Origin of the sequence: Nonomuraea terrae, assembly GCF_004348995.1 — a bacterium.
GTDB lineage: Bacteria > Actinomycetota > Actinomycetes > Streptosporangiales > Streptosporangiaceae > Nonomuraea > Nonomuraea terrae.
In genome coordinates this window covers 1-5,399 of the sequence record NZ_SMKQ01000342.1, presented here as the reverse complement: position 1 = coordinate 5,399, position 5,399 = coordinate 1, and the positions used below count along the sequence as shown (strand labels likewise).

Here is a 5,399-nt window from a genome sequence, read left to right as displayed (position 1 = left end):
ATCCGGGGACTTGCGGGGGTTGGGCAGGGGGTTGTCGTCAGTCATCAGATGGTTTCTCCGCGGATTCCTCGTAGTCGTCGCCCACCGCGACGTCCCCGTCGTCGGAGCCGGTCCAGGTCACGTGCAGATCGCCCAGCGGCTCGATCTGCTCGAACGACACCGCCGACTCCCGGAACAGCTCCAGCACCGCGAGGAACCGCGCGATGACCTCGAAGGTGCCCTCGCAGTCGGCGACCAGCGCCCGGAAGGTGGCCCGCCGGAGCCGGCGCAGGTGCATGACCAGGATGGACGCCTGCTCCTTGACGCTCGCCAGCGGCTGGTAGATGTGACCGATGCTGACCGTCGGCGGCAGCTTCGGCGTGAACGCCTTGGCCGCGATGCGGGCGAGCTGCTCGGGCCCGATGCCGAGGATGAGCTCGGGCAGCAGGTTGGCGAACTGCTCCTCCATCGGCGCCGTACGGGGGAAGCGCAGCGCCTCCTCCGCCATCCGCCCGGCGAAGACCTTCGCCACCTCTTTGTACGCCTTGTACTGCAGCAGCCGCGCGAACAGCAGGTCGCGGGCCTCCAGCAGCGCGAGGTCCTCTTCGTCCTCCACCTCGCCGGTGGGCAGCAGCCGGGCGGCCTTCAGGTCGAGCAGGGTGGCGGCCACCAGCAGGAAGTGGCTGGTCTGGTCGAGGTCCCACTCGGGGCCCCGGGACCGGATGTAGGAGATGAACTCGTCGGTGACCTTGGAGAGCGAGACCTCGGTGATGTCGAGCTTGTGTTTGGCGATGAGGCCGAGCAGCAGGTCGAACGGGCCCTCGAAGACGTCCAGGTGGACCTGGAAGCCCTGGGGTTCGGTCTGCTCTGCTGTCACCTGGCCATTGTGGCAGGCGCCGGCCAGCGCGAGAGCACTTCGCGGGCCAGCTCACGGTAGGCGTTCGCGCCGAGCGATGACGGGTCGAACGTCGTGATCGGCTCACCGGCGACCGTGGCGTCGGGGAAACGCACCGTGCGGTTGATCACCGTGTGGAACACCTTGTCGCCGAACGCCTCCACGACCCGGGCCAGCACCTCGCGGCCGTGCAGGGTGCGGGCGTCGTACATGGTGGCGAGCAGGCCCTCGATCTCGAGGTCTTCGTTGAGCCGCTCCTGCACCTTGCTGATCGTGTCCATCAGCAGCGCGACGCCGCGCAGGGCGAAGAACTCGCACTCCAGCGGCACCATCACGCCGTGCGCGCAGGTGAGCGCGTTGATCGTGAGCAGGCCGAGCGACGGCTGGCAGTCGATGAGACACACGTCGTAGTGCGGCAGCAACGGCTTGATCACGCGGCCGAGCACCTGCTCACGGGCGACCTCGGTGACCAGCTGCACTTCGGCCGCAGACAGGTCGATGTTGCTCGGCAGCAGGTCGAGCCCGTCGACACCGGTCTCGATCAGGACGTCTTCTGCGGTGACGCCGCGTTCCATCAGCAGGTTGTAGACGGTCAGGTCGAGCTGGAGCGGGTTGATGCCCAGGCCGACGGAGAGCGCCCCCTGCGGGTCGAAGTCGACCAGCAGCACCTTGAGGCCGTATTCGACGAGTGCGGCCCCCAGGTTGATGGTGGTCGTGGTCTTGCCGACGCCACCCTTCTGGTTGACCATCGCGACCACGCGCGCCGGACCGTGCACCGCTGGGGGCACCGGCTCGGGGAACACCGGTCGGGGCCGTTGCGTCGGGCCCAGGTTGACGCCCTTGGAAGGCGCGTTGGTCTTCGTGTCGCCCCAGGGGTTGTCGGGGGTCCCCGGGGTCGAACCCTTGGTCTCCACAGTCACCAGCTCGAACCTCCCTGACGATCCCGAACCGGACCGTCCGGACGGACACTATGGCGTCGCCACTTAACGCGGCAAGGCGGCACGCCGGAGGGTGGCGTACGCCCAAAGACTATAGATCACTGCCGCGCACGCGGATGCGCCGCGGCGTAGACCTCGCGGAGCTTGTCGACCGTCACCAGGGTGTAGACCTGCGTGGTCGTCACCGAGGCGTGACCGAGCAGCTCCTGGACCACCCTAACGTCCGCGCCGCCGTCCAAGAGATGTGTTGCGAAGGAATGCCGGAGTACGTGGGGGCTTATCCCGTGGAGTCCGGCTCGTTCGGCGGCGGCCTGGAGCACCTCCCAGGCGCCCTGCCTGGTCAGCCGTCCGCCGCGGGCGTTGAGGAAGACGGCGGACGTGCCGCGCCCGTGGGCGAGCAGACCGGGACGGGCGCGTACGAGGTAGGCGTCGAGGGCGGAGCGGGCGTAGCGGCCCAGGGGGACGACGCGGGTGCGGCCGCCCTTGCCGCGCAGGCGCACCTGGTCGTCCTCCAGGTCGTCCACGGCCAGCCCGACGGCCTCGGAGATGCGGGCGCCGGTGCCGTACAGGACCTCCAGGAGGGCGCGGTTGCGCAGGGTCAGCGGCGCGCCGTCGGGACCGGAGGCGGCGATGAGCCGCTCCACCTCGTCGACGGCGATCGCCTTCGGCAGGCGGCGCGGCTGGCGTGGCGGGCGCACCTCGTGGGCGGGGTCGTGACTCGTGACCCCTTCGCGCAGGGCGAAGCGGTGCAGCCCGCGCACGGCCGAGACAGCGCGGGCGGCGGAGCTGGCGACGAGGGCGGGGTGGTCGCCGTCGCCCGCGCGCAGCGCCGCCAGGAAGGCCTGGACGTCGTCCTCCCCCACCTCGTCGAGCCGCAGACGCCCGCGCCCGCGCAGGTGCTCGACGTATCGGCGCAGGTCACGACGGTAGGACGCGAGCGTGTTGGCAGCCAGGTCCCGTTCCACCGCGAGATGGGCGAGATAGCTGGAGAGCACTGCCTCCACGAACAGGTCCTTCCGTCACGCCTCCGGGGCGTCGGCGGGGCGCAGGTAGGCGAACCCCTCAGCCGAAGCCGCATATGCGGCGAGGATACCGGCCACGGCCGGGGAATTGTGGATCATTCCCGTGAGGGCCTTCTGGACCGCGTCGTCCAGCGGCACCCATTCGACCGGCATGCCGATCTCCTCGTGGCGGTGGACGAACCCGTTCTCCTCCTCGGGGATCTCCGTCAGGTCGCGGGCGAGGAACACCCGGATGCGCTCGTCGGTCATGCCGGGCGAGGAGCGCAGGTCGAGCAGCGTGTGCCAGGTGGCGGCGCGGTAGCCGGCCTCCTCGGCCAGCTCGCGCGCGGCGGTCTCGGCCAGCGGCTCGCCTTCGACGTCGCGCAGCCCGGCGGGCAGCTCCCACAACAACCGGCGGACGGGGTGGCGGTACTGCCGGATCATCAGGACGCGCTGCCGCTCGTCGAGCGCCAGCACGGCGACGGATCCCGGATGGACGACGTAGTCGCGGTCGGCGACCTCGTCACCAGGCATTTTGACGCTGTCGGTGACGACCTGGATGACGTGCCCGGTGAATCGATGTCTCGATTCGACCACATCCCACGCCTCGGGCGTGTCTTCGATCCTCACTGGCCCACCCGGGCGCCCACGCGGCTGTCGGCGTAGACCAGGGCGGCGCCGACGAGGCCCTTGAACATCGGGTTGGCCCGCGTGGGACGGGAGCGGAACTCCGGGTGGGCCTGGGTGCCGATGAAGAAGGGGTGGACGTCGGTGGGCAGCTCGGTGTATTCGACCAGGCGGCCGTCGGGCGACAGGCCGGAGAAGACGAGGCCGACCCGTTCGAGCTGCTCGCGGTAGGCGTTGTTGACCTCGTAGCGGTGGCGGTGGCGCTCGTCGGCCGTGGGCTTGCCGCCGTAGAGCCGGCGGGCCAGGGTGTCTTCCGCCAGCTTGGCGGTGTAACTGCCCAGGCGCATGGTACCGCCCATGTCGCGCTCGCCGGCGACGACGTCTTCCTGGTCGGCCATGGTGGAGATGACCGGGTGCTCGGTGTCGGGGTCGAACTCGGCGGAGTTGGCGCCGGCGATGCCGGCCATGTTGCGGGCGGCCTCGATGACCATGCCCTGCATGCCGAGGCAGATGCCGAGCAGCGGGACCTTGTTCTCGCGGGCGTGGCGGATGGCGCCGATCTTGCCCTCGATGCCGCGTACGCCGAAGCCGCCGGGGATGAGCACGCCGTCGACGCCGTCGAGCTCGCGCTCGGCGCCCTCGGGGGTCTCGCAGTCGTCGCTCTTGACCCAGCGGATGTTCACGCGGGCGTCGTTGGCGAACCCGCCGGCCCGCAGGGCCTCCGTGACCGAGAGGTACGCATCCGGCAAATCAATATATTTCCCAACAAGGGCGATGGTGACTTCCTTCGCCGGCCGGTGCACCCGGCGCAGCAGCTGCTCCCACTCCTTCCAGTCGACGTCGCGGAACGGCAGGCCGAGCCGGCGCACGACGTAGGCGTCGAGCCCTTCGGAGTGGAGCACCTTCGGGATGTCGTAGATCGAGGCGGCGTCCACGCAGGAGACCACGGCGTCCTCGTCCACGTCGCACATCAGGCTGATCTTGCGCTTGATCGACGTCTGCACGGACCGGTCGGAGCGCAGCACGATCGCGTCGGGCTGGATGCCGATGCTGCGCAGCGCGGCCACGCTGTGCTGGGTGGGCTTGGTCTTCAGCTCGCCGGACGGCCCGATGTACGGCAGCAGCGAGACGTGCAGGAAGAACACGTTGTCGCGGCCGACCTCGTGGCGGATCTGCCGGACGGCCTCCAGGAACGGCAGCGACTCGATGTCGCCGACCGTGCCGCCGACCTCGGTGATGACCACGTCGACCTCGGGACCGGCCATGCCCCGGATGCGGTCTTTGATCTCGTTGGTGATGTGGGGGATGACCTGGACGGTGTCGCCCAGGTATTCGCCGCGCCGTTCCTTGGCGATGACGTTGGAGTAGACCTGGCCGGTGGTGACGTTGGCCGAGCCGTGCAGGTCGGTGTCGAGGAACCGCTCGTAGTGGCCGACGTCGAGGTCGGTCTCGGCGCCGTCGTCGGTGACGAACACCTCGCCGTGCTGGAACGGGTTCATGGTGCCGGGGTCGACGTTGAGATAGGGGTCGAGCTTCTGCATGGTGACCCGCAGACCCCGTGCCTTGAGCAGGCGGCCGAGACTGGATGCCGTGAGCCCCTTGCCGAGACTGGAGGCGACACCGCCGGTGACGAACAGATGCTTGGTTTGCGATGCGCTGCGCAAAGGGGCTCCCGTGGCTCGAGGTGTGGTCGAAGTGTCCACGGGCTCTCAGGATATCAAACAACGCCCCTCACATGCCCGAACGGTCTCGACCTAGCGGTAACTTTGACCGCCTTGCCGCGATGTGATAGTCGCCGGAAGTCCGTGGCTGTCGGTGAAACCACTGGTCGAAACACGATCCAACCGATGACCACTGATGGACGTTCGTGACCGTCAATGGCCCTTCTGCTACCACCGCGCTACCACCAGTCGTCCACCCCACCACCAGCAAAACCCCTCCACTGCGCCGACCCAGGCC

General features: G+C 69.1%; 5 protein-coding genes. All 5 read right to left on the bottom strand.

Annotated features, from left to right (window positions below; all coding sequences use genetic code 11):
* Positions 1-37 precede the first annotated feature (37 nt).
* Positions 38-856 carry a segregation and condensation protein A gene (locus E1286_RS45695; RefSeq protein WP_132623440.1) on the bottom strand — a complete coding sequence of 273 codons (819 nt, stop codon included), beginning with the start codon at positions 854-856 and terminating at the stop codon, positions 38-40.
* Positions 853-1,788 carry a ParA family protein gene (locus E1286_RS45690; RefSeq protein WP_397053408.1) on the bottom strand — a complete coding sequence of 312 codons (936 nt, stop codon included), beginning with the start codon at positions 1,786-1,788 and terminating at the stop codon, positions 853-855. The genes E1286_RS45695 and E1286_RS45690 overlap by 4 nt, the downstream gene beginning before the upstream one ends.
* Positions 1,789-1,910: 122 nt before the next feature.
* Positions 1,911-2,816, bottom strand: coding sequence for a site-specific tyrosine recombinase XerD (locus tag E1286_RS45685; protein WP_132623436.1), 906 nt, complete (start codon positions 2,814-2,816; stop codon positions 1,911-1,913).
* A gap of 15 nt (positions 2,817-2,831) precedes the next feature.
* The gene (locus E1286_RS45680; protein ID WP_132623434.1) at positions 2,832-3,443 is read right to left on the bottom strand and encodes an NUDIX domain-containing protein; all 612 of its coding nucleotides are present in this window, start codon (positions 3,441-3,443) and stop codon (positions 2,832-2,834) included.
* Entirely contained in the window at positions 3,440-5,104 is a 1,665-nt protein-coding gene (locus E1286_RS45675; RefSeq protein WP_132623432.1) for a CTP synthase, read from the bottom strand. Before E1286_RS45675 ends, E1286_RS45680 begins: the two co-directional genes overlap by 4 nt.
* Positions 5,105-5,399 lie beyond the last annotated feature (295 nt).